The following is an 821-nucleotide window of genomic DNA, read 5'->3' on the forward strand; positions in this document are numbered from 1 at the left end:
CCACTGCGCCCGCAGAACACGGCATACGTGATGTTCACCTCGGGATCGACCGGCCGCCCCAAGGGAGTCACCGTGGCGCACAGCGCAATCGTCAACGAGGTGCAGTGGGTTGCGTCAGATTACAGCCTGGGTGACCGCCTATTGCAGAGCAACGCGGTGACCTTCGACGCGTCGACCCCCGACCTCTTCGCTCCGCTGCAGGTTGGTAGCTGCGTGGTGTTGGCAGGGCCGGACGGCCAACGCGACCCCGACTACCTCGCCGAACTCATCCGCACCCGTGCGATTACCCATATGGCCTCGGTGCCAACGGTATTGATCGCCCTGATGGCCAGCCGATCACCCGACGTTCTCCGGGGCGTGCGGGTGATCTACCTCGGCGGTGAAACATTGTCAGGGCGCACGGTGACGCGATTGACCCAGTCCGGTCCGGCGACGGTGTGGAACCAGTACGGGCCCACCGAAACCACCGTCAGCGTCATCTGCCACCGCTGTACCCAGCACGAACAGAAAGTGGTACCCATCGGCACACCCCAGACCAACTGCCACGCCTACGTGTTGGACCGCCGCTTGCATCCGGTGCCGGTAGGGGTGGTGGGCGAGTTGTATGTGGCTGGGGTGCAGCTGGCGCGGGGTTATCACGGCGCGCCCGGACGGACCGCCGAACGATTCGTCGCCAACCCCTACGGCCCACCCGGCCAACGCATGTACCGCACCGGCGACCTCGTCCGCTGGCACCCCGACGGCACCCTCGAATTCCTCGGCCGCCGCGACCTCCAAGTCAAAATCCGCGGCCACCGCATCGAACTCGGCGAAATCGAAGC

1 protein-coding gene is annotated in these 821 nt (G+C 65.8%); it reads left to right on the top strand.

The features are described 5' to 3' along the window. Positions 1-30: 30 nt before the first annotated feature. Positions 31-821, top strand: a 791-nt coding sequence (locus tag P3H15_RS54210; protein ID WP_276144858.1) for an amino acid adenylation domain-containing protein, incomplete at its 3' end; no start/stop codon positions are given.

The organism is Rhodococcus sp. T2V (assembly GCF_029269925.1).
Taxonomy (GTDB): domain Bacteria; phylum Actinomycetota; class Actinomycetes; order Mycobacteriales; family Mycobacteriaceae; genus Rhodococcus_F; species Rhodococcus_F koreensis.